General features: G+C 74.9%; 14 protein-coding genes. 9 read left to right on the forward strand and 5 right to left on the reverse strand.

Features of this window, described 5'->3' with window-relative positions:
• Positions 1-19 precede the first annotated feature (19 nt).
• The 4 genes from ABEB06_RS28170 to ABEB06_RS28185 all read left to right on the forward strand — a co-directional run bounded on the left by ABEB06_RS28170 (position 20) and on the right by ABEB06_RS28185 (position 8,239).
• Positions 20-2,314: a molybdopterin cofactor-binding domain-containing protein gene (locus ABEB06_RS28170; RefSeq protein ID WP_345699693.1), complete on the forward strand. Its 2,295-nt coding sequence runs from the start codon at positions 20-22 to the stop codon at positions 2,312-2,314.
• A gap of 26 nt (positions 2,315-2,340) precedes the next feature.
• A complete protein-coding gene (locus ABEB06_RS28175) occupies positions 2,341-2,817 on the forward strand; it encodes a (2Fe-2S)-binding protein (protein ID WP_345699694.1) in 477 nt (158 codons plus the stop codon).
• Positions 2,818-3,027: 210 nt separating this feature from the next.
• Positions 3,028-6,846 (forward strand): Pls/PosA family non-ribosomal peptide synthetase, encoded by a 3,819-nt coding sequence (locus ABEB06_RS28180; protein WP_345702017.1) that lies wholly within the window; start codon positions 3,028-3,030, stop codon positions 6,844-6,846.
• Positions 6,847-6,853: 7 nt separating this feature from the next.
• Entirely contained in the window at positions 6,854-8,239 is a 1,386-nt protein-coding gene (locus ABEB06_RS28185; RefSeq protein ID WP_345699695.1) for a M1 family metallopeptidase, read from the forward strand.
• A gap of 13 nt (positions 8,240-8,252) precedes the next feature.
• Here ABEB06_RS28185 and ABEB06_RS28190 read toward each other — a convergent pair whose 3' ends face one another.
• The 4 genes from ABEB06_RS28190 to ABEB06_RS28205 all read right to left on the reverse strand — a co-directional run bounded on the left by ABEB06_RS28190 (position 8,253) and on the right by ABEB06_RS28205 (position 16,301).
• Entirely contained in the window at positions 8,253-12,452 is a 4,200-nt protein-coding gene (locus ABEB06_RS28190; RefSeq protein ID WP_345699696.1) for a bifunctional nitrate reductase/sulfite reductase flavoprotein subunit alpha, read from the reverse strand.
• Positions 12,453-12,619: 167 nt separating this feature from the next.
• The gene (locus tag ABEB06_RS28195; protein WP_345699697.1) at positions 12,620-13,435 is read right to left on the reverse strand and encodes a bestrophin-like domain; all 816 of its coding nucleotides are present in this window, start codon (positions 13,433-13,435) and stop codon (positions 12,620-12,622) included.
• A 194-nt stretch (positions 13,436-13,629) separates the two neighbouring features.
• Positions 13,630-14,976 (reverse strand): peptidase M20, encoded by a 1,347-nt coding sequence (locus ABEB06_RS28200; protein ID WP_345699698.1) that lies wholly within the window; start codon positions 14,974-14,976, stop codon positions 13,630-13,632.
• Positions 14,973-16,301, reverse strand: coding sequence for a protoporphyrinogen/coproporphyrinogen oxidase (locus ABEB06_RS28205; RefSeq protein ID WP_345699699.1), 1,329 nt, complete (start codon positions 16,299-16,301; stop codon positions 14,973-14,975). The genes ABEB06_RS28200 and ABEB06_RS28205 overlap by 4 nt, the downstream gene beginning before the upstream one ends.
• Before the next feature lie 341 nt (positions 16,302-16,642).
• Between ABEB06_RS28205 and ABEB06_RS28210 the strand changes: the two genes are divergently transcribed.
• From ABEB06_RS28210 to ABEB06_RS28230, 5 genes are all read left to right on the forward strand, one after another.
• Positions 16,643-16,906: a dsRBD fold-containing protein gene (locus ABEB06_RS28210; protein WP_345699700.1), complete on the forward strand. Its 264-nt coding sequence runs from the start codon at positions 16,643-16,645 to the stop codon at positions 16,904-16,906.
• Between the two features lie 108 nt (positions 16,907-17,014).
• On the forward strand, positions 17,015-18,424 hold the full coding sequence (gene lpdA, locus ABEB06_RS28215) for a dihydrolipoyl dehydrogenase (protein ID WP_345699701.1): 1,410 nt from the start codon (positions 17,015-17,017) through the stop codon (positions 18,422-18,424).
• A 253-nt stretch (positions 18,425-18,677) separates the two neighbouring features.
• Positions 18,678-20,015 (forward strand): DUF2252 domain-containing protein, encoded by a 1,338-nt coding sequence (locus ABEB06_RS28220; RefSeq protein ID WP_345699702.1) that lies wholly within the window; start codon positions 18,678-18,680, stop codon positions 20,013-20,015.
• Between the two features lie 140 nt (positions 20,016-20,155).
• Positions 20,156-21,073, forward strand: coding sequence for a polysaccharide deacetylase family protein (locus tag ABEB06_RS28225; RefSeq protein ID WP_345699703.1), 918 nt, complete (start codon positions 20,156-20,158; stop codon positions 21,071-21,073).
• Between the two features lie 169 nt (positions 21,074-21,242).
• Complete coding sequence (locus tag ABEB06_RS28230) at positions 21,243-22,319, forward strand: GNAT family N-acetyltransferase (RefSeq protein ID WP_345699704.1); 1,077 nt, start codon at positions 21,243-21,245, stop codon at positions 22,317-22,319.
• Here ABEB06_RS28230 and ABEB06_RS28235 read toward each other — a convergent pair.
• Positions 22,295-22,732: a YchJ family protein gene (locus tag ABEB06_RS28235; RefSeq protein WP_345699705.1), complete on the reverse strand. Its 438-nt coding sequence runs from the start codon at positions 22,730-22,732 to the stop codon at positions 22,295-22,297. The genes ABEB06_RS28230 and ABEB06_RS28235 overlap by 25 nt on opposite strands.
• Positions 22,733-22,776 lie beyond the last annotated feature (44 nt).

The raw sequence follows: 22,776 nt of genomic DNA on the forward strand, positions 1-22,776 counted from the left end.
GGCGGAGGGGTGTGGGGCGATGGACGGCCGGGGCGGGGAGCTGGGGCGGCGGCGGTTCCTGGGGTACGTGCTGGCCGCGTCGACGCTGACCGTGGCGGCCCAGCTCGGGGAGGCGGGCCCGGCCGCGGCCGCGGTGCCCTCGCTGCCCGGGCCGGCCGAGCTGTACGACCTGACCGACCTGGTCACCGACGCGGCGCTGCCCACCTCCGGCCTGATCACCGTGCAGCTCCACGAGGACGGCACGGCCTCCTTCGCCCTGCCCCGCGCCGAGGTCGGCCAGGGCATCACCACCTCCACCGCGATGCTGATCGCCGAGGAGCTGGAGCTGCCGCTGGAGCGGGTCCGCGTCACCCTCGCCGACGCCCGGCCCGAGCTGCTGTTCAACCAGCTGACCGGCGGCTCCACCACCACCGCCTCCACGTACACGCCGGTCCGGGTGGCCGCCGCGGTGGCCCGCGGCCGGCTGCTCGCGGCGGCCGCGGAACTGCTCGGCGCCCCGCTCGCCGGGCTGGTCGCCAGGGCCGGCGCGGTCCTCGCGCCGGACGGCCGCAGCGTCGGCTACGGCGAGCTGGCGGTCCGGGCGGGCAGCGCGGTGACCGCGCGGGTCGCGGTGGAGCTCAAGGACGCCTCCCGGTTCGAGGTGATCGGCACCGGCCGGACCCGGGTCGACGCGCTGGCCGCGGTCACCGGCCGCAAGCAGTTCGCGATGGACGTGCGGGTGCCGGGCGCGCTGCCCACGATGGTCTGCCGCCCGCCGACGATCAACGGCACCGTGCGGTCGGTCCGCAACCTCGCCGAGGTCCGGGCGATGCCGGGGGTCACCGACGTGGTGACGGTGCGCACCGGGGTCGCGGTGCGCGCCCGGACCTTCGGCCAGTGCGTCGACGCCGTCCGCGCGCTGAGCGTGGACTGGGGGCCGGGCACCGCGGAGGGCGTGAGCGAGGCGGACGTGCTGCAGGAGCTGCGGGCCGCCGAACTGCCGCTGGTGGTGCCGCCGCTGCCGCTGCTCACCAAGGCCGTGGATGCCCGCTTCACCTTCCACTTCGCCAGCAACGCGGCCCTGGAGACCAACTGCGCGGTGGCGGACGTCCGGCCCGACCGGGCGGAGGTCTGGGCCTCGCTGAAGGCGCCGATCGCCGCCCAGGAGGAGATCGCGGCGCGCCTGGGCCTGCCGGTCGGAGCGGTCACCGTGCACGTGGTCGAGGGCGGCGGCTCGTTCGGCCGCAAGCTCTTCCACGACGCGGCGCTGGAAGCCGCCGAGGTCTCCCGGGCGATGGGCAAGGCGGTCCGGCTGATGTGGCACCGCACCGACGACTTCCGCCAGGGCCGGGTCCACCCGATGGCCACCTCCCGGGTCCGGGCGACGTACTCGCTGGGCGAGGTGCTGACGTACGAGCAGCGGCACACCTCGGTCGCCACCGACTTCGGCCACGGGCTCGGCGAGATGCTCACCGCGATGGCCGCCGAGCTGCCCGTCGCGGACCTGGGCTTCTCCGAGACCATGTTCGCGCTCACCACCCAGAGCCCGTACCACTTCGGGGTCACCACCCAGCTGCTCAGCGAGGTCGACCACGGCTTCAACACCGGCTCGATGCGCAACATCTACTCGCCGAACGTGCGCTGCGCGCAGGAGCTGGTGGTCGACCAGCTGGCCAGGGGGACGGGCCGGGACCCGTACGCCTTCCGGCGGCGGTTCCTCAAGGAGGAGCGGGCCAGGGCGGTGCTCGACAAGGTCGCGGAGCTCGGCCGGTGGGGCCGCGCGATGCCCGCCGGGACGGCGCAGGGGCTCGCCGTCCACCCCGAGTACCACTCGTTCGTCGCCGTGCTCGCCGAGATCGACTGCCGGCCGCAGACCGTCGGGCGGAGCGTCCCGCACGCGTACACCGGGCCGCGGGTGACCAAGGTGGTGTGCGCCGTGGACGTCGGACTCGCGGTCAACCCGCGCGGGCTGGAGGCGCAGATGATGGGCGGCATCATGGACGGCATCGCGGTGGCCCTCAGTTCCAGCCTGCACCTGAAGGACGGCCGCTTCCTGGAAGGCAGTTGGGACCAGTACTACTACACCCGGCAGTGGAACACCCCGCCGGAGCTGGAGATCGTGGTGATGCCGACCACCACCGGAGTCCCGGGCGGGGCGGGCGAGTTGGCGGTCGCCGGCGCGATGGCGGCGGTCGCCTGCGCGTACGGCCGGGCCACCGGCACCATGCCGACCACCTTCCCGATCAACCACGACGGGCCGCTCGGCTTCGAACCGGTGCCCGCCGTGCCGCCGATCCCGCAGTCGCCCACCGACGGCCGCAGCCGCGCGTATTAGCAGCCGCACCTGTTAGGAGCCAGTCCGTGCCCCAGCACACCTTCATCCTCAACGGCGACCGGGTCACCGTGGACATCGAGGACGACGTCCGCCTGCTCTGGGTGCTGCGCGACGTACTCGGCGTCACCGGCCCCAAGTACGGCTGCGGGGTGGGCGTCTGCCAGTCCTGCACCAGCCACCTGAACGGACGGGCCTTCACCCCCTGCGCCGTCCCGGTCGGCGACCTGGCGCCGGACGACTCGGTCACCACCATCGAGGGCCTGCCGGCCACCGTCGGACGCGAACTGCACCCGATGCAGGAGGCCTGGATCGAGTACGACGTCGCCCAGTGCGGCTACTGCCAGCCCGGCCAGATCATGGCCGCCGTGGCCAAGGTCCGGCAGGCCCGGGAGGCCGGGCGGGAGATCGCCGAGTCCGACCTCGACGAGATCCGCAACATCTGCCGGTGCGGCACCTACCACCGGATCCGCGAGGCGATCACGGCCGCCGCGCAGCGCTACTGACGGACCGGCGGCCGGGCGGGGACGGCCGTCCGGCCGCCGGCGCCGGGAGCGGGCGCCCGACCTCGGGATCCGGCGGACCGCCGCGTCCCTGACGGGGTTGTTTGCCATCGGTCGGTAGAATCGACCGGGTTGTCTTGCTTCGGGGCGCCTGCGCTGGGTCGGTCCGGGGAATCCCATGACGAGGACCGGATGGCTGCGATGACCACCCCGATGACCGTGTCCGACACGCCGATGGCGTTGTTCGGAGGGCAGTCGGCGCCCGACGTCCGGACGCTGGTGGAGGTGGTGCGCGCCACCGCGGCCGCCCACCCGGACGAGCCCGCGCTGGACGACGGCGCCGTGGTGCTCTCGTACGCGGAGCTGATGACGGCGGTCGAACGGCAGCGCCGCCAGCTGGCGGAGGCCGGGATCGGCCTCGGCGCCCGGGTCGGCGTCCGGGTGCCGTCCGGCACCAACGAGCTGTACGTGGGGATCCTGGCGGTGCTGGCGGCGGGCGCCGCGTACGTGCCGGTGGACGCGGAGGACCCGGACGAGCGCGCCGACCTGGTGTTCGGCGAGGCGGATGTCAACGCGGTGCTCGGCGCCGGCGGGACGCTCGGCGCGGTGAAGCCCTCGGGCAGCGCGGCCGCGGACCCCGGGCCGGAGCACGACGCCTGGATCATCTTCACCTCCGGCTCGACCGGCAAGCCCAAGGGCGTGGCGGTCAGCCACCGCAGCGCGGCCGCGTTCGTCGACGCCGAGGCCGCGATGTTCCTGCAGGACGAGCCGATCGGCCCCGGCGACCGGGTGATGGCCGGCCTCTCGGTGGCCTTCGACGCGTCCTGCGAGGAGATGTGGCTGGCCTGGCGGCACGGCGCCTGCCTGGTGCCGGTGCCGCGCGCCCAGGTGCGCAGCGGCGTGGACCTGGGCCCGTGGCTGGCCGAGCAGGAGATCACCGTGATCTCCACGGTGCCCACGCTGGCCGCGCTCTGGCCGGCCGAGGCGCTGAACGAGGTCCGGCTGCTGATCTTCGGCGGCGAGGCGTGCCCGCCCGAGCTGGTGGAGCGGCTGGTCACCGAGGGCCGCGAGGTGTGGAACACCTACGGCCCGACCGAGGCCACCGTGGTCGCCTGCGGCTCGCTGATGACCGGCGAGGGCCCGGTCCGGATCGGCCTGCCGCTCGACGGCTGGGAACTCGCGGTGGTCGACGAGGCCGGCGAGCCGGTGCCGATGGGCGGCAGCGGGCAGCTGGTGATCGGCGGCGTCGGCCTGGCCCGGTACCTGGACCCGGTCAAGGACGCCGAGAAGTACGCCCCGCTGGAGTCGCTCGGCTGGGAGCGCGCCTACCGCAGCGGCGACCTGGTCCGGGCCGAACCCGAGGGGCTGGTCTTCCTCGGCCGCGGCGACGAGCAGATCAAGCTCGGCGGCCGGCGGATCGAGCTCGGCGAGGTGGACGCCGCCCTGCAGGCCCTGCCCGGCGTCGCCGGAGCCGCGGCCGCGGTGCGCACCGCCCGCGGCGGCAACCAGCTGCTGGTCGGCTACCTGGTCACCCAGGACGGCTTCGACCGGGACGCGGCCGTGGAGCGGCTGCGCGCCGAGCTGCCCGCGGCCCTGGTGCCGCTGCTGGCGCCGGTCGACGAGCTGCCCACCCGGACCTCCGGCAAGGTCGACCGCGACGCACTGCCCTGGCCGCTGCCGGAGCTGGAGCAGTCCGGCCCGAGCGAGCAGCTGTACGGCACCGAGGCCTGGCTGGCCGAGCAGTGGGCCGAGGTGCTCGGAGCCCCGGTGCGCGGCGCCGGCGACGACTTCTTCGCGATCGGCGGCGGCTCGCTGGCCGCCGCCCAGCTGACCACCCGGCTGCGCGGCCGCTACCCGTCGGTGTCGGTGCTCGACATCTACCAGCAGCCGACCCTGCGCAAGCTGGCCCGGCTGCTGGAGCGCTCTGTGCAGGCGGACGGCGAGGCCCGCAGCGTCGAGCCGACGCCGGCCCGCGCCCAGCTGCTCCAGACCCTCCTGCTGCTGCCGCTGGCCACCCTGACCGGCCTGCGCTGGACGGTGGCGCTGCTCGCCCTCGGCAATGTCCTGCACCTGCTCGGCGGCTACGCCTGGGCACCGACCGCGTCCTGGTGGACGGTCGGCGCGGCCGCCCTGCTGCTGTTCTCCGCGCCCGGCCGGATCGCGCTGGCGGCCGGCGGCGCCCGGCTGCTGCTGCGCGGCGTCAGGCCCGGCTCCCACCCGCGCGGCGGCTCGGTCCACCTGCGGCTGTGGACCGCCGAGCGCCTCGCCGAGGCGGTCGGCGCCGGCTCGCTCTCCGGCTCCTGGCTGGTGCGCTACGCGCGGGCGCTGGGCGCCAAGGTCGGCGAGGACGTCGACCTGCACGCCCTGCCGCCGGTCACCGGCTTCCTGAGGCTCGGCAAGGGCTGCGCGATCGAGAACGAGGTCGACCTGTCCGGCTACTGGCTGGACGGCGACCGGCTGGAGGTCGGCGCGATCCGGGTCGGCTCCGGCGCGGTGATCGGCACCCGCTCCACGCTCTTCCCCGGCGCCCGGATCGGCAAGCGGGCCGAGGTCGCGCCCGGCTCCGGCGTGACCGGGCAGATCCCCACCGGCCAGCGCTGGGCGGGCGCCCCCGCCGTGAAGCTCGGCAAGGCCGAGCGCTCCTGGCCCAAGCAGCGCCCGGCCCGCAGCCCCCGCTGGGCCGCCGTGTACGGCGCGACCGGCTTCGCCCTCGGCGTCCTGCCGCTGCTGTCCGCCGTCCCCGCGCTGCTGGTCGCCGGCCTCTTCGTGCACCCCGGCGACGACCTGCAGGCCGCGCTGCGCGGCGCGCTGCTCGCCGTGGTGCCCGCGACGCTGGCGTACGGCCTGACGTACGCGGCGCTGGTGCTGGCCGGGGTCCGGCTGCTCAGCCGGGGGCTGCGCACCGGCCACCACCCGCTGCACGGCCGGATCGGCTGGCAGGCCTGGACCGTCACCCAGCTGATGGACCTGGCCCGGGAGACCCTCTTCCCGCTCTACGCGGGCCTGGTCACCCCGGTGTGGCTGCGGCTGCTCGGCATGCGGGTCGGCCGCCGCGCCGAGGTCTCCACGGTGCTGGCGCTGCCCAGCCTCACCAAGGTCGGCGACGGCGCCTTCCTCGCCGACGACACCCTGATCGCCCCGTACGAGCTGGGCGGCGGCTGGCTGCGGATCGGGAAGGCCGAGATCGGCCGCAAGGCCTTCCTCGGCAACTCCGGGATGACCGCGCCCGGCCGCTCGGTGCCCGACCGCGGTCTGGTCGGCGTGCTCTCGGCGACCCCGAAGAAGGCCAAGCGCGGCAGCTCCTACCTGGGCATGCCGCCGGTGAAGCTGCCGCGCTCCGCCGACACCGCCGACGAGGGCCGCACCTACGACCCGCCGACCCGGCTGCTGTGGGCGCGCGGCCTGACCGAGCTGGCCCGGATGCTGCCGGTCTTCGCCTCCGCCACCCTGGCGGTCTGCACCGCGGCCGCGCTCTGCGCGCTGGACGCCCCGCTGCTGTCCGGCCTGGTGGTGCTCGGCGCCGGCGTGGTGGCCTGCGCGGTGGCGATCGCCGCCAAGTGGGTGCTGGTCGGGAAGTTCCGGGTCGGCGAGCACCCGCTGTGGTCCGGCTTCGTGTGGCGCAACGAGCTCGCCGACACCTTCGTCGAGGTGCTGGCCGTCCCGTGGCTGGTCGGGCGGATCCCCGGCACCGCCGTGATGGCCCTGTGGCTGCGCGGTCTCGGCGCCCGGATCGGGCGCGGCGTGTGGTGCGAGAGCTACTGGCTGCCCGAGGCCGACCTGGTCGAGCTGGGCGCCGGCGTCAGCGTCAACCGCGGCTGCGTGCTGCAGACCCACCTCTTCCACGACCGGATCATGAGGCTGGATACTGTGGTCCTCCGCGAGGGCGCCACCCTGGGCCCGGGCGGAATCGTGCTGCCCGGCAGTACCATCGGGGAACGTTCCACCCTCGGCCCGGCGTCCCTCGTGATGCGCGCGGAGACGGTCCCGGCCGACACCCGCTGGCTCGGCAACCCGATCGAGGCCTGGCAGTAGCCACGCCATGACCGAGACCGCGCACGGAGAGATCGAACCGGTGAGCCCCAAGCAGGCCGCGGCCGCTGACCCGTACTTCCCCGCCAACGGTGACCACCGCTGGCACGCCCACCGCTACGAGCTCACCCTCGACTACCGGCCGGGCCCCAACCGGCTGGCCGGCTCGGCCCGGATCAACGCCATAGCGGGCCCGGTGCAGCTGCGCGAGTTCGCCCTGGACCTGGCCGACTTCCGGATCGGCCGGGTGCTGGTCGACGGCCGGGCCGCGCACTACGCCCACCGCGGCGGCAAGCTGCGGGTCAAGCCCGCCAAGGCGCCCGCCGCCGGGGCCGCCTTCACCGTCGAGGTGCACTGGTCGGGCAACCCCAGGCCGGTCCGCAGCCCCTGGGGCGGCCTCGGCTGGGAGGAGCTGACCGACGGCGCCCTGGTCGCCAGCCAGCCGGTCGGCGCGCCCTCCTGGTACCCATGCAACGACCGGCCCTCCGACAAGGCCAGTTACCAGATCTCGCTCACCACGCCGTCCCCGTACACCGTGGTCACCGGTGGGCGGCTGCTCACCCGCACCACCCGGGCCTCCGCCACCACCTGGGTGTACGAGCAGTCCGCACCGACCGCCAGCTACCTGGTCGGCGTCTCCATCGGCCCGTACCGGGCGGTCCCGCTGGCCGAGCGGGAGACCGGCCAGGTGCCGCAGACCGGGTACGTGCCGGCCGCGCTGCGCGAGCGCTTCGAGCACGACTTCGCCCGGCAGCCGCAGATGATGTGGCTCTTCGAGGACCTCTTCGGCCCGTACCCCTTCGACGGGTACACCGTGGTGGTCGCCGACGAGGAGCTGGACGTGCCGGTCGAGGCCCAGGGCCTGGCCACCTTCGGCACCAACCACGTGGACGGCGCCCGCGGCGCCGAGCGGCTGGTCGCGCACGAGCTGGCCCACCAGTGGTTCGGCAACAGCGTGACCGTCGGCGGCTGGCAGCACATCTGGCTGAACGAGGGTTTCGCCAAGTACGCCGAGTGGCTGTGGTCCGAGCGCTCCGGCGGGGTGTCCGCCCAGCGCAAGGCCGAGGCCGCGTACCGGCAGCTGCTCGGCCTGCCGCAGGACCTGCGGATCGGCGACCCCGGCCGGCGGCTGATGTTCGACGACCGGGTCTACGAGCGCGGGGGCCTCACCGTCCACGCCCTGCGGGTCGCCCTGGGCGACGAGGCGTTCTTCCGGATGGTCCGCGACTGGGCCACCACCCGCCGCCACTCGGTGGTCACCACCGCGGACTTCACCGCCCACGCCGCCCGCTACAGCCCCCACCGCCTCACCCCGCTCCTCACCGGGTGGCTCGACACCGGCGCCCTCCCCCCGCTCCCGGTCCTCGGGCCGGCGGGCCGCGCCGGCGGTCAGTAGACGCCGGTCAGTATCAGTAGACGTCGCGGGCGTAGCGCTTCTCTGCGGAGAGCCGCTTGAGCCAGGCGGCGGCCTCGTCCTCGCCGAGGCCGCCGTGGGCGACGGCTATCTCGCGCAGGGTGCGGTCCACGTCCTTGGCCATCCGGTTGGCGTCGCCGCAGACGTAGAAGTGGGCGCCGTCCTGCAGCCAGGACCAGAGCTGGGCGCCGTGCTCGCGCATCCGGTCCTGGACGTAGACCTTGTTGCGCTGGTCGCGGGAGAAGGCCAGGTCCAGGCGGGTCAGCGTGCCGTGGCGGTGCAGCTCCTCCAGCTCCTCGCGGTAGTAGAAGTCGGTGGCCCGGCGCTGCTCGCCGAAGAGCAGCCAGTTGCCGCCGTGGTGGCCGCGGGCCCGGCGCTCCTCCAGGAACCCGAGGAAGGGCGCCACGCCGGTGCCGGGGCCGACCATCACCGCCGGGACGGCGGGGTCGGCGGGCGGCCGGAAGTGCGCCGAGCGCTGCACGAACACCGGGACGGGGCTGTCCGGCCCGGCGTCGGCGAGGAAGGTGGAGGCGACGCCCTTGCGGAGCCGGCCGCTGCGGCCCTCGTAGCGCAGCACGGACACGGTGAGCGAGACGTGCCGCGGGTCGGCGAGCGGGCTGGAGGATATCGAGTACAGCCGGGGCTGCAGCCGCTTCAGCCGGTCGGCCCACTCCTGGGCGGACACCCGGACGGGGTACTCGGCGAGCACGTCCGCCGCCTGCCGGTCCCAGGCCCACTGCGCCAGTTCGCCCTTGTTGTCCGGGCGGAGCAGCTTGCGCAGGGTCCGGTCGCCGGTCCGGTCGGCGGCGAGCCGCAGCAGGTCGGGGGTGATCCTGGTGATGTCCAGGTGGCGTTCCAGCGCCTCGCCGAACGGCAGCGGGTCGAGGCCGCCGAGGGCCACCTCGGCGTTCCGGTCGAGGCCGGTGGCGGCGAGCCATTCGTCGACCAGGTCGGGGCAGTTGACCGGCCACACGCCGAGCGCGTCGCCCGCCTCGTACGCCGGGCCGTCCTCGCCGAGGTCGAAGGTGAACCGCCGGACCTCCTTGGCCGCGCCCGGCAGGCTGAGCAGCCGGTTGCCGACCAGCCGGGCGGTGTGCGGGGCGGCCTTGGAGGGGCGGCCGCCGGCCGGCGACGCCGAGGGCGCCGCGGCGGCGGCCGGGGCGGCGGCGGTGCCGAGCAGGCCGAGCACCTCGGTCAGCCACTCCTCGGCGGGCTGCTCGAAGTCCGGTTCGCAGTCCCGGCGTTCCAGCAGCCGGACGCCGCCGAGCTCGCCGAGCCGGGCGTCCAGCCGGCGGCCGTGGCCGCAGAAGTCGTCGTAGTTGGAGTCGCCGAACGCCAGCACCGCGTAGCGCAGGTCGGCGAAGCGGCGGGCGTCGGCGGCGTTCAGCGACTGCCAGAAGTCGGCCCCGTTGTCGGGCGCGTCGCCGTCGCCGAAGGTGGAAGTGACCACCAGCAGGTCGGTGCCGGGCACGATCGTGCCGGGCGGGCAGTCGGCCATCGACAGGACCGAGGCGGTGCGGCCGGAGGCGGTCAGGCGTCCGGCGACGGTGGTGGCGAACTCCTCGGCGTTGCCGGTCTGCGAGGCCCACAGGACGAGCACCCGGCGGCCGGGCGGGGCCGGGGCGTCGGCCCCGGGTGCGGGGGAGAGGACGGTGGAGCGGTCGGTGGAGCGGGAGAACAGCCCGGCGAGCATCCCGTCCACCCACAGCGCGTGCTCGCGGGCGAACGGCGCCCCGACGGGCAGCGCGGGCACCCCGACGGCGGCGGGCGCGGCGGCCACGCCGACCAGGAAGCCCGCCAGGTACCGCCGTTCGTCCTCCGCCAGGACCGGGGGCACCAGCTCGGCGACGCCGAAGACCTCGGCCAGCGAGGGCAGCGGCCCCGCCGGGCCCGGCCCGCCGCCGGGCCGGGGCGCCGCGGCGGCCTCGGCGGGTGCGGCGGGTGCGGCTGATCCGGTGGTCCCGGCACGTCCGGAGCCGGCGGCGGTGAAGTCCGGCACGGGAACGGTGGAGCGGCTCAGCGCGACGGCGCAGAACTTCAGCTCCGGCTGCTGGGAGACCGGGTCGACCGCGTCCGAGGTGACCGCGTTGACGCTCAGGTACTCGCCGAACAGGTCGTTCCAGTGCATCGGCGCGAAGCAGGTGCCCTGCCGCACCCGGTCGGTGACCACGGCGGGCAGCACGGCCCGGCCGCGCCGGGAGGCGATCTCGACCGCGTCCCCGTCCGCGAGGCCGAGCGCTTCCGCGTCCAGCGGGTGGATCTCGACGAACGGGCCGGGGTTGAGCCGGTTCAGCTTGGCGACCTTGCCGGTCTTGGTCAGGGTGTGCCACTGGTGCTGGACCCGGCCGGTGTTCAGCACGAACGGGAAGTCTTCGTCCGGGAGTTCGGCCGGGTCGGCGTGCGGCCGGGCGTGGAAGACGGCCCGCCCGCTGGGGGTCGGGAAGGCCAGCGCGGGCCGGGTGCCGTCCTCGCGGACCAGCAGCTGCTGGCTGACGCCGTCGTTGCGGTAGCGCACCGGGTTGCGGTCCGGACCGTCCTCGGCGGCGGCCGGCCACTGCACCGGGGTCCGCCGCAGCCGCTCGTACGAGACACCGCGCAGGTCCCAGCCGGTCTTCGGGTTCCGGAAGCGCTTGAGCTCCTCGAAGACCTCCTCGGCGCTCGCGTAGGCGAACGCCTCGGCGAAGCCCATCGCGCAGGCCACCCGGGCGATCAACTGCCAGTCGGGCAGCGCCTGTCCGGGTGGGTCGAGGACGCCCTGCACCAGCGTCAGGTTGCGTTCGGAGTTGACCTGCACGCCGTCGGACTCGGCCCAGAGCGTGGCGGGCAGCACCAGGTCGGCGTACGCGTTGGTCTCGGTGTCGGCGAACACGTCCTGGGTGATCACCAGTTCGGCGGCCTCCAGGCCCTCGATCACGGTCCGCCGGTTGGCCACCGAGGCGACCGGGTTGGTGCAGATGATCCAGCACGCCTTGACCCGGCCGGCCGCCATCCGCTCGAACAGCTCGATCGTGCCGCCGCCGACCTCGGTGCGCAGGGTGCCCTCCGGCAGGCCCCACACCTCCTCGGTGAACCGCCGCTCCTCCGCCACCAGGACGGAGCGCTGGCCGGGCAGGCCCGGGCCCATGTAGCCCATCTCCCGGCCGCCCATGGCGTTCGGCTGGCCGGTGAGCGAGAACGGGCCGCTGCCCGGACGGCAGATCGCGCCGGTCGCCAGGTGCAGGTTGACCAGGGCGTTGGTGTTCCAGGTGCCGTGGGTGGACTGGTTGAGGCCCATGGTCCAGCAGCTCATCCACTCGCCGGCCTCGCCGATCAGCCGGGCCGCCTCGCGGATCGACTCCTCGGGCAGACCGGTCAGTTCGGCGACCTTCGCCGGCGGGTAGTCGGCCAGGAAGGCCGGCAGCTGCTCCCAGCCCTCGGTGTGCTCGGCGATGAACTCCTGGTCGGTGAAGCCGCCTTCGACCAGCAGGTGGAGCAGGCCGTTCAGCAGCGCCAGGTCGGTGCCGGGCCGGATCTGCAGGAACAGGTCGGCCTTGGCGGCGGTCGCGGAGCGCCGCGGGTCCACCACGATCAGCTTGGCGCCGGCCTTCACGCGGTCCATCATCCGCAGGAACAGGATCGGGTGGCAGTCGGCCATGTTGGAGCCGATCACCAGGAAGACGTCGGCGTGGTCGAAGTCCCGGTACGAGCCGGGCGGGCCGTCCGCACCGAGCGAGAGCTTGTAGCCGCTGCCCGCACTGGCCATGCACAGACGGGAGTTGGACTCGATGGAGTTGGTCCGCACGAAGCCCTTGGCCAGCTTGTTGGCCAGGTACTGCGCCTCCAGGCTCATCTGGCCGGAGACGTAGAAGGCGAGCGCGTCCGGGCCGTGCTCGTCCAGGACCGCGCGCAGCCGGCGGGCGGTCTCGGCGATCGCCTCGTCCACGTCCAGCGGCTCGGGTTCGGCGCCCCGGTCGGTGCGGTGCAGCGCGGTGGTCAGCCGGCCGGGCGCGGACATCAGCTCGGCACCGGTCGCGCCCTTGGTGCACAGCCGGCCCGCGTTCGCCGGGTGCTCGGGGTCGCCCGAGACCTTCGCGACGGTGCGCCGGCCGGCCGCGTCGCGGCCGATCTCCAGGACGATCCCGCAGCCGACGCCGCAGTACGAGCAGACCGTCCGCACCCGGTCGCCCGCCGGTGTGCCCGCCGTCGCTGCCGTCACCCTCTGGCCTCCTCGATCCGATGCGAGGCCCAAGCTAGGCAGCTCCTGTTGCGGGCAGGTGACATCGGACGGCCCCCCGCCGTTACGCGTGCCGCACCGGCGGGGGCGCAACCTGTGAGGTCGGGGAGGGTCGGCGGGATGTGCCCGGCCCGGTGGGCGGGGCCCGGTCAGGGGCCGGTGGCCACGGTCTGCGGGTCGGTCCAGAAGACGGCCAGCGCGCCGTCCTTGAACGGCTGCGGGCTGACGCTCAGGTCGCCGGAGAACGGCCGGTCCAGCACCACCACCAGCAGCAGGCTGAACCCGATCAGCGCGGCCACCGAGCCGACGAACAGCAGCTGGATGCGGCGGCTGCGGATTCCGTACAGGAAGGTCAGCGGCAGGATCACCACCGCGCCGCCGAACACCAGCACCTGCAGCAGGACGGGCAGCTGCTGGTGGCTCTGGGTGATCCGGGCCCGGCGCTGGGCGACCACCTGGTCGAGGTTGGTGACCGCCTGCTCGTAGAAGGTCTGCTCGGTCCCGGTGGTCGGCTCGTACCCGCGCAGCGCGTGGTACACCGCCTCCAGCTTGGGCGAGGTGCGGCCGTAGTCGCCGCTGCCGTCGCGCATCAGCGGCCACTGCTGCTCGACCACCGCGTGCACGTAGCTGCCCACCGCGGTCTGCACCTCGGTGCGCGGGCCGGGCGGGAACGCCTGGGCGTCCCGGACGATCTGCGCCGCGGCGGTGGCCTCGGTGGCGATGACCGACTCGGCGCTCTGCAACTGCGTCCACAGGTTGACGATCACGAAGGCCAGGATCACCCCGTAGATCGCGCCGAACATGGAGAGCACCACCCCGACCATCTCGTTGTGGCCGCCCTCGGCGGTCGCCGGGTGGTACCGGCGGGTGAGCGCGCTGCCCAGCACCGCCAGCACGACGATCCCGCCGACCACCACCACGCCGAGGGTGAAGGTGGACAGGTGGTTGAGCAGCCAGAGTTCCACCGCTCAGACTCCGGCCCGGACGGCCACGACGGCCACGACGGGCGCGGGGGAGGCGGCGGAGGGGGAGCGGAGGCAGGAGTCGGTCACCGTGCGAGCCTACGGGCGGGACGGGCCGCCAGGAGGCGCGACCGGCTCATGATCACCCGCACGGGCGCTGCTCCGGCGGGCAGTTGACCGGGCGTCCGGTCAGCCGGTCAGCCGTCCGTGGTGGATGCGGTGGAGGTGGAGGTGGTGGATGCGGCGAACGCGGTGAGCAGCCGGGCGACGGCGTCGGCGAACTCGTCGAGCCGGTCGAGGTCCACGGACTCGCCCGCGTCGCCGGTGGCAGGGACGGCGGTGCCGGGGCCGAACAGCACGGTGAGGGTGTCCGGCAGCCCGGCGGTCCAGATCGCGTCGCTGTCGAACGCGGGCTCCTCCCCGGGCCACCGGGCGAGGCCGGCCCGGGTCAGCAGCCGCTCCAGCGCCGGGTGGCGGGAGTCCAGTACGGGCAGCCCGCGCTGCAGCCACTCCACGGCGGTGATCCGGGCGCACTCCCCGGCGGTCCGGGCGAGGCCGGGCAGGTCGGCGAAGTCCGTCCGGAAGCGGGCCAGCCCGCCGGCCACGGCCGCCTCCACCGTCCGCTCCGCCGCGCGCCCGGCCGCCGCGTCCCCGTACGGCAGCTCCAGCAGCAACTCGCCGCCACCCGCGGCCACGCCGGGCAGCGGACCGGCCGTGAGCCCGCCGATCCGCACCGGCCGGTCGGCGAGCTCGCGGGCCAGGTACTGGGCGAGGAAGCCCAGCAGCACCGCCGCCTCGATGCGCCCGTCCGTCCGGTCGGCGGCCACGTCCTCGCCGCGGACCCGCAGCCGGGCCGTCGAGGCGGCGGTCGCCCGGGGGAGCCAGCGCAGACCGGTCGGCGCGCAGAAGACGTTCAGCGCGCCGACGTACCCGCGCTCCACCAGCGGACGGGTGCCCAGCACACCACCGGCCCCGCCCGCCGCCAGCTGGACCAGCACGGTGATCCGCTCCCCCAGGGCGGGCGCCATCGCCAGCGCCGCCCGGATCCCGGCCAGCAGCGCCACCGCCGGGCCCGCGCCGCCGTTCGCGCCGGGCCCGCGGACCCGCCGCCCGTCGAAGGAGACCGGCGCCGACCCGGGGGCGGCGTCCAGCCGCACGTTGACCATCACCGTGCGGGCCGCGGAACGCGCCGGCCCGAGCCGCAGCACCAGGCTGGGCCGGTCCGCCAGGTAACCCGGCCGCTCGGCCACGGCCCGGCGGACCGCCGGCGGCACGTCCGGGCGGTCCAGCTCCGCCGGCAGCGGCGAGCCGAAGTGCACCGTCGCCAACCCCAGCCGGTCGGCCGCCGCGGCGTACCGCTCCATGGCCCGCACGGTGTCCGGCACCGGCCCGCCGGCCCCGTCCGCCCACGGACCGCCCGCCAGGGACAGGGCCTCCGTCCGGCCGTCCGCCGGAGGAGCCGCCGGCGTCCGCAGCAGGTGCAGCAGCAGCTCGCAGTCGACCGGCAGCAGCCCGGTCGCCGCCCACACCGGGACGGGGCTCATCCGGCGGCCTCCAGCAGTCGCCGGGCGGCCAGCTTCCCGGAGCGGATCGCGCCTTCGCCGGTGGGCCTGAGCATCACCCAGTCCCCGGCGTACTCGACCGTCCGCACCGGCCGGCGCAGGAACGCGGCGCGCAGCCGCAGGGCGGCGGGTGTGCACTCGGGCAGGCCGTGGCGGAAGCGGTGGACCAGGGTGGTGAGGGTCGCCTCGCGGAGGCCGGGCAGGAAGCGCTCGGCCTCCGCGCAGGCCAGCTCGGCGATCCTGGCGTCCGGCGCGTCCAGCAGCTCCGGGCAGATCCACGGGGAGAGGAGGATGCCTACCAGGCCGCGACCGGCCGGTGCCCGGCCCGCCGCCCGGAGGTGGTCCAGGACCAGGCCGCTGCACACCCGGCTCTCGGTGGCCGGGACGGCCAGGGCGTAGCTGGGGCTGCGGGTCGGGCTCGGCAGGGGGCGGTCCAGCAGGCAGGAGACCTTCAGCATCGGCGTGTAGCCGCCGGCCTCCAGGTACGGCCGCTCCTCGTCGGGAACGCGGTCCTCCAGGACCCGCAGCGCGAGCGGCGCGGGGACGGCCAGCACGACCTGCCGGGCGCGCAGCAGCAGGCCGTCGGCGAGCCGGAGCGCGGCGCCGCCGCCGTGCAGCGGCACCACCTCCCGCACCTCGGCCTTCAGGTTGACCTCGTGCCGTGCGGCGAGGGCGCGGGGCAGGGCGTCCATGCCGTCGCGGTAGGCCGTCCGGCGGGCGCCGCCGCCGACCGGGAGCAGGTCGGTGACCAGCGGGGCGGCGGCCGAGCGGTCCGGGCGCCAGCCGAAGCGGTGCGCGGCGACCGGTTGGAGCAGGCCGTCCAGCAGTTCGCCGCGGCCGGCGTACTGGCTGATCGTCAGGTCGCCGAGCGGGGTGGCCTCCGGTCGGTCGGCGTCGAAGGAGCGGGCGCGCGCGGCGAGGCGCGCGGCGAGCCGGAGCCACTGTGCGCGTCCGCGCAGCGACAGCCCGGCGCCGGTCGTCAGTCCCTTGGGGTGGGCGAGGTAGGGGTGGGCCCGGCCGTGCCGCCAGAGGGCGAGCCCGGCCTCGACCGCCAGGAGCCGGTCCGCCGGGATCCCGGCCGCGCGGATCAGCTCCCAGGTGGCTTCCTGGCCGCGTCCGGCGAGGGTGTCGGCGCCCTCGTCCACCAGGTAGCCGTCGTGCCGGGTGGTGGCCATCCGGCCGCCGACCCGTTCGCTCGCCTCCAGCAGGGTCACCTCGCGCCCCGCCGCCCGCAGGTGGTGGGCGGCGGACAGCCCGGCGATCCCGGCTCCGACCACTGCCACGTCCAGCTCGTTGGCCCCTGTCACGGAATTGCTGGTCCTCTCGGAACGGATACCGGGCGAACGAAACCGTACACGAGGAAATGTGGCCCAACGATCTTTGCTTTTACCGGAGTTGACGCCATGTCGGATGGAACGACGAGCCGATCGTCGGAGGATCCCCCCGGGCGGCCGAACCGGCCCCGCGGGGCCTGTCGCTCCACCGCTTTCCCCCCGCCGCCGCGCAGAATGGTCCCGGGTTCCCGAGCGGCCGCCGACCGCGCGGCCGGTGGTCACCGCGTGGTCGGCGGCACCCCCACCCGGCCGGGCGCTGCCACCTCTTGCCCGGCCCCGCACCCGGGACCACGCTGTTAGCAGGAGGTGCCGCCATGCACAACCAGTGGGACGTCGAACTCAGCTTCGAGGAGGACGGCACGCACACCGCCTGCGAGGCGCGGCTGATCGGTACGGGCGCCCCCGCCCTGACCGGCCGCGGTGCCGCCGAGCGCAGTGCCGCCGACCGCCCCGTCACCCGGATCGGCGAGGAGGTCGCCGCCTCCCGCGCCCTGGACGAACTCAGCCGCCGACTCCGTACGCAGGCCGGCGGTGACATCGACGACGCCGGCCTGCGCCCCGGCTACCTGATCTACTGACCCTGATCCCTTGCTCACACTCCGCAGCGGCGCTGGGCGCGCCGCCTGCGGTCCTGACACGATGACCGGGACCGCACGCAGCCTCGCTCCTCGGAGGACCACAGCATCATGAGCAGCACCCACTACGACGTCGTCGTCCTCGGCGCGGGCCCCGGCGGCTACACCGCCGCGGTCCGGTCGGCCCAGCTGGGCCTGCGCACGGCGGTGATCGAGTCCAAGTACTGGGGCGGAGTGTGCCTGAACGTGGGCTGCATCCCGTCCAAGGCCCTGCTGCGCAACGCCGAGCTGGCGCACACGGTGACCAAGGAGGCGAAGACCTACGGCATCCAGGTGGAGGGCAAGGTCACCTTCGACTTCGGTGCCGCCTTCCAGCGCAGCCGCCAGGTCGCCGACGGCCGGGTCAAGGGCGTCCACTACCTGATGAAGAAGAACGGCATCACCGAGTACGACGGCCGCGGCACCTTCGTCGACGACCGCACCATCCAGGTGGCGCTGAACGACGGCGGCTTCGAGGTCGTCACCTTCGACCACTGCATCGTCGCCGCCGGCGCCACCACCCGGCTGCTGCCGGGCACCAGCCTGAGCGACCGGGTGGTGACCTACGAGGAGCAGATCCTCACCGAGCAGCTGCCCGGTTCGATCATCATCGCGGGCGCCGGCGCGATCGGCGTCGAGTTCGCCTACGTGCTGCACAACTACGGCGTGAAGGTGACCATCGTCGAGTTCCTCGACCGGATGGTGCCGCTGGAGGACGCCGACGTCTCCGTCGAACTGGCGAAGCAGTACCGCAAGCTCGGCATCGAGGTGCTCACCTCCACCCGGGTCGAGTCGATCGACGACTCCGACCCGAACGCGCCGGTCCGGGTCACCGTGACGCGCGACGGGCAGCAGCAGGTGCTGGAGGCCGACAAGGTGCTCCAGGCGATCGGCTTCGTGCCGCGGGTCAACGGCTACGGCCTGGAGAACACCGGCGTGAAGCTCACCGACCGCGGCGCGATCGCGGTGGACGGCCGCGGCCGCACCTCGGTCGACCACATCTTCGCGATCGGCGACGTCACCGCCAAGCTGATGCTGGCGCACGCCGCCGAGTCGATGGCCGTGATCGCGGCCGAGACCATCGCCGGCGCGGAGACCATGGAGATCGACTTCGTGATGGTCCCGCGCGCCACCTACTGCCAGCCGCAGGTCGCCAGCTTCGGCTACACCGAGGCGCAGGCCCGCGAGCAGGGCTACGACGTCAAGGTCGCCAAGTTCCCGTTCACCGCGAACGGCAAGGCCCACGGCCTCGGCCACCCGATCGGCTTCGTCAAGGTGATCAGCGACAACAAGTACGGCGAGCTGCTCGGCGCCCACCTGATCGGCCCCGAGGTCACCGAGCTGCTGCCGGAGCTGACCCTGGCCCAGCAGTGGGACCTGACGGTGCACGAGGTGGCGCGCAACGTGCACGCCCACCCGACCCTCGGCGAAGCGGTCAAGGAGGCGATCCACGGCCTCGCCGGTCACATGATCAACATGTGACCGGAGCGGGTTCCCGGGGCCTCCGGGGGTCGCTCGGACTTCCGGGGTCTTCGGGGTTCCCCCGGGCCTCCTGGTTCGGGCCTCCGGGTTCGGGTCGACGGATTTCCTGGGCCGACCGGGTGAATCCGCCCGCCGCCGGGCCGCTCCCCGCATGCCGGCGGGCGGCCCGGCGGTACCTCTCCCCGAAAGTCCGGGCCCGGGCCGGCGGGCTGCCGCCGGGCCCGGGCGCCGGAGCGCGTGGGAGGAGCAGCCGATGGCCGAGCCGGTGCGGGTACGCGAGGGGTACGGGCGGCAGGCGCGCAAGCAGGTGCCGCGCTCGGCACACGGCGAGTGGGAGCCCGCCGCCGACCGGCCCGACCCGGTCGCCGTGCTGGAGGCGCAGGCCGCCACCCGGCTGCCCGAGCTGGTCCCGATCCGGTACGGGCGGATGTCCGCCTCCGCCTTCGCCTTCCTGCGCGGCGCCGCTGCCGTGATGGCCGCCGACCTCGCCTCCGGCCCGCACACCGGGCTGAACGTCCAGCTCTGCGGGGACGCCCACCTGGCCAACTTCGGGGTGTTCGGCGCACCCGACCGGGCGCTGCTGTTCGACCTCAACGACTTCGACGAGACCCTGCCGGGCCCCTTCGAGTGGGACGTCAAACGGCTCGCCGCCAGCCTCGCCGTCGCCGCCCGGGAGAACGGCGCCGACGACGAGGAGGGCCGCGAGGTGGTGCTGGGCGCCGTCCGCGCCTACCGGGAGGGCGTGCGGAGCCTCGCCGAGGAGGGCGAACTCGCGGTCTGGTACCGGCGGATCGACGCCGAACAGCTGCTCCCGCTGGTCGGCTCCGGAGGCCAGCGCCGCAAGATCGAGGCCAAGCTCGCCGCCGCCCGCCGCCGCGACAGCCTGCAGGCCGCCGGCAAGCTCACCGAGGTGGTCGACGGACGCCGCCGTTTCGTCGACAACCCGCCGCTGGTCCAGCGCACCGCCGTGGACCCGGACGAGCTGCACGCGATGCTCTCCGACTACCGCGCCACCCTGTCCGACGAGCGCGGCGAGCTGCTCGACCGGTACGACTTCGTGGACGCCGCCATGAAGGTGGTGGGCGTCGGCAGTGTCGGCACCCGCTGCTTCGTCGTGCTGCTCCGGGGCCGCGACGAGAAGGACCCGCTGATCCTCCAGCTCAAGCAGGCCGAGGCGTCCGTCCTGGAGGCGTACCTGCCGCCCGGCGGCCACGACCACCACGGTCGGCGGGTGGTGGCCGGACAGCACCTCACCCAGGCCGCCGGCGACATCTTCCTCGGCTGGATGACCGCCCCCGGAGGCCGGCACTTCTACTGGCGCCAGCTGCGTGACATGAAGGGCTCCGCCGAGGTCGGCACCATGTCGGCGGGCCGCCTGCGCGCGTACGCCGGGCTCTGCGGCACCGCGCTGGCCCGCGCCCACGCCCGGTCCGGCGACCGGATCGCCATCGCCGCCTACCTCGGCTCCTCCGACACCTTCGACCGCGCGATCGCCCGCTTCGCGCTCCGCTACGCCGACCTCAACGCGGCCGACCACGCCGCACTCGCGGCCGCCGCCGCGGCGGGCCGGATCCACGCCGAGACCGCCTGACCCGGGCGGCCCGCCCGACGTACCATCAGATCCGGTCGGATTCAGGAATCTCACAGGAATTGGGACAGGCATTACCTGTCCATGGGATTCTGTTGACCTGGGGCGGCGACGCTCCGCTGTGCACCGGACCGGGGGGAATCATGCGCCGTGCCCGCAGGCGGGCGGCCGACGCGCTGCTGCGCCACTCACCACTTCAGCTCGCGTTCCGGGCCGCGTCCACCCGCCGATTGGCGGTACTCGCGTACCACGGGGTGGACGACCCGGTGAGCTTCGCCGCCCAGTTGGAGCGGCTGGCGAGCACCGCCAACCCCGTCTCGCTCGCCCAGGTCGAGCGCGCCGTCACCGAGGGTCGGCCGCTGCCCCTGCGCAGCGTCCTGGTGACCTTCGACGACGGCGACCGGTCGCTGCTCACCCACGGCCTGCCGGCCCTGATCCGCAACCGGATCCCGGCCGCGGCGTACGTCATCCCGCAACTGATCGGCAGCGACCAGCCGTTCTGGTGGACGGAGGCTGCCGAGCTGGCCGGCTCCGGCGGACGCACGGCCCTCGGCGCGCTCGCGCCGGGCGCCCTGGTCGCCCGCCTCAAGCGGCTCCCCGACGCCGAGCGGCTCACCGCGCTGGAGGAACTGCGCGCAACCGCCGCCGCCCCCGCGCCGCGCACCCCCCAACTCACCGCGCAGGAACTGTTCGTGCTCCGCGAGGGCGGCGTGGCGATCGGCAACCACACCATGACCCACCCCTGCCTCGACCGCTGCGCGGACGACACCCTGCGCACCGAGATCGCCGAGGCGCACACCATGCTCACCGGCTGGCTGGGTGCCCCGCCCACCACCTTCGCCTACCCGAACGGCAACCACGACCCGCGCGCCGAGCAGTTGCTGCGCGAACTCGGCTACCGGCTGGCCTTCCTGTTCGACCACCGGCACGACCGGCTGCTGCCCGCCTCGCCGCTGCGGATCAGCCGACTTCGGGTGAACTCGCACACCGGACGGGCCAGGTTCGACACCATTCTGTCCGGGCTGCACCCCACCGTGCACCGGATGCGCGGCGGGGTCTGACCCGGCCCGCGCGGGCCGCCCGACCTGCCCGGGTCCACCGGACGCGCCCGAGCCGCCGGACGTGCCCGAGCCGGCCGCCGGACCTGCCCGGGTCCACCGGACGCGCCCGAGCCGGCCGTCGCACCTGCCGGGCCGCCCGACCCGTACCGCGCCTTCCTTGGGGGGAAGAGTGACCGCAGCACCGGAGATCCACACCACGCCCGACCTGCCCGCCGAACTCGTCGACGGCTGGCGGGCGCTGGTCGCCGCCGACCCGGGCGGCTCCTGGTTCATGACGCCCGACTGGGTGCTCTCCTGGTGGGAGACGCTCGGCGCGGGCCGGCCCGCCGAGATCGCCGTGTGGCGCGGCGCCGACGGCCGGCCGGAGGCGGTCGTCCCGCTGCTGAACACCCGGCTGCGGCTGCACCCGCGCGCACCGCTCACCGTTGGCTGCCTCACCCTGCTCGGCTCCGGACCCGGCGCCGCCGACCACTGCGGAATCCCCGCGCTGCCCGGACGCCGCGCAGAGGTCCGCGAGTTCCTCGCCGAACGGGCCCGGCGCGCCACCCTGTGGCTGCCCGACCTCGACCCGGACCAGGCCGACCTGCTGCCCGGCCACGCCCGCCCGGTCGCCCGCGCCGCCTGCCCCCGCGCCGACCTCACCGCGGGCGCGGACGCCCTCGGCTCCCGCCAGTTCCGATCCACCGTCCGCCGGTACGGGCGCAAGCTCGCCGCCGCCGGCGTCACCTTCCGCTGGGCCACCCCGGACCAGGCCGGGCCCGACGTCCTCGACCGGGTGCTGCGCCTGCACCGGCTGCGGCGTGCGGCGCTCGGCCGCCCCACCACCTTCGACGGGCAGCGCCGGCCCCTGCACGCCCGGGTGATCGAACGCGCAGCCGCCTCGGGCAGCGGCGGCGGACCGGCCTTCCTGCTCGCCGAACAGGAGGACCGGCTCGTCGGCGCCCTCTACGGGTTCCGCTGGGGCAGCGGCTTCTCCTACTACCAGATCGGCTGGGAGCCGGAGCTGGCCCCGCTGCGGCTCGGCACCGCCGTGATCGACCAGGCGATCCGCGCCTGCGCCGACCAGGGCCTGCACACCTTCGACTTCCTGCGCGGCACCGAACCGTACAAGTACCGCTTCGGCGCCGTCGACCGGCACGACGTCTCCTGGCTGGCCCCGCGCGGCACCTCCGGCGCGCTGCTCGACCTCAAGCACCGGGTGCGCGACGGCCGCCCCCGGGCTCAGTCGACGACGCCGTCCACGTAGACCCACGCACCGGCCTCGCGACGGAAGTGGCTGTTCTCGCGCAGCACCCCCGCCTCCCGGCCCACCCGGTAGTACGCGCGGAACTCCACCGTGCCCTCGGTGTGGAACGCGCCGCCCTCGGTGGCGCCCAGCACCTCCAGCCGCTCCCAGCGCAGCTCCGGGTCGAAATCCACCTCGGCCGGCCGGGTCTCCGGCGCCCAGCTGCGCAGCAGGTACGCCTCGTCGTGCACCGCGAACGCGCTGAACCGCGACCGCATCAACAGCTCCGCCGTGGCCGCCTGCGCCTCGCCCCGGTGCAGCCGGCCGCAGCACTCCGCGTAGCGCGCGGGCAGACCGCACGGGCACGCCTCGGGAGCGGCGGGGGAGGGAGAAGGAGATGGAGCTGGGGCGGTGGGCCTGCGACGTCGCGACATGCCTGCCATTCTCCCCTCCCGCCGTCCGCGTCCTGCCGTCCGTG

It is taken from the genome of Kitasatospora terrestris (assembly GCF_039542905.1).
Taxonomy (GTDB): Bacteria; Actinomycetota; Actinomycetes; order Streptomycetales; family Streptomycetaceae; genus Kitasatospora; species Kitasatospora terrestris.

What these genes read in the sequence shown, in the direction of transcription:
- ABEB06_RS28185 (WP_345699695.1), top strand. Translation starts at nt 6,854, where the DNA reads ATGACCGAGACCGCGCACGGAGAGATCGAACCGGTGAGCCCCAAGCAG.
- ABEB06_RS28180 (WP_345702017.1), top strand. Translation starts at nt 3,028, where the DNA reads ATGACCGTGTCCGACACGCCGATGGCGTTGTTCGGAGGGCAGTCGGCG.
- ABEB06_RS28200 (WP_345699698.1), bottom strand. Translation starts at nt 14,976, where the DNA reads ATGAGCCCCGTCCCGGTGTGGGCGGCGACCGGGCTGCTGCCGGTCGAC.
- ABEB06_RS28235 (WP_345699705.1), bottom strand. Translation starts at nt 22,732, where the DNA reads ATGTCGCGACGTCGCAGGCCCACCGCCCCAGCTCCATCTCCTTCTCCC.
- ABEB06_RS28210 (WP_345699700.1), top strand. Translation starts at nt 16,643, where the DNA reads ATGCACAACCAGTGGGACGTCGAACTCAGCTTCGAGGAGGACGGCACG.
- lpdA (WP_345699701.1), top strand. Translation starts at nt 17,015, where the DNA reads ATGAGCAGCACCCACTACGACGTCGTCGTCCTCGGCGCGGGCCCCGGC.
- ABEB06_RS28220 (WP_345699702.1), top strand. Translation starts at nt 18,678, where the DNA reads ATGGCCGAGCCGGTGCGGGTACGCGAGGGGTACGGGCGGCAGGCGCGC.
- ABEB06_RS28225 (WP_345699703.1), top strand. Translation starts at nt 20,156, where the DNA reads ATGCGCCGTGCCCGCAGGCGGGCGGCCGACGCGCTGCTGCGCCACTCA.
- ABEB06_RS28170 (WP_345699693.1), top strand. Translation starts at nt 20, where the DNA reads ATGGACGGCCGGGGCGGGGAGCTGGGGCGGCGGCGGTTCCTGGGGTAC.